The sequence below is a fragment of the Erythrobacter donghaensis genome, assembly GCF_001557325.1.
Classification (GTDB): domain Bacteria; phylum Pseudomonadota; class Alphaproteobacteria; order Sphingomonadales; family Sphingomonadaceae; genus Erythrobacter; species Erythrobacter donghaensis_B.
Genome location: NZ_LSJS01000267.1, coordinates 1 through 343 on the forward strand (window position 1 = coordinate 1; position 343 = coordinate 343).

General features: G+C 65.6%; 1 protein-coding gene. It reads right to left on the bottom strand.

The window, feature by feature from the left end:
- Nucleotides 1-49: 49 nt before the first annotated feature.
- Nucleotides 50-343 (bottom strand): transposase domain-containing protein (locus tag AX692_RS15410; RefSeq protein ID WP_155646349.1); only part of this gene is annotated, 294 nt, incomplete at its 5' end.

A 343-nucleotide genomic window follows, 5' to 3' on the forward strand; every position in this document is an offset into this window, starting at 1 on the left:
GTATCCATCCGGTGAAGGCCGCATGATGCTGGCCGGCGCGTAGCCGGGTTTAGGCGGCGATTGCGTCGGGGAGCGGCGCCCAGTTCCAAGGCAGCAACTGATCGAGCCGGGTGGCGGGGTGGTCCGCAATGCGGGCGAAGACATCGGCGAGCCAAGCCTGCGGATCGACATCGTTGAGCTTCGCGGTCTGGATCAGGGTGTAGATGATGGCGGCACGCTGGCCGCCGCGATCAGATCCGCAGAACAGCCATGCCTTGCGACCGAGCGGGATGCAGCGAAGGGCGCGTTCGGCAGCGTTGTTCGTCAAGCAGATGCGCCCATTGTCGAGGAACCGGGTGAACGC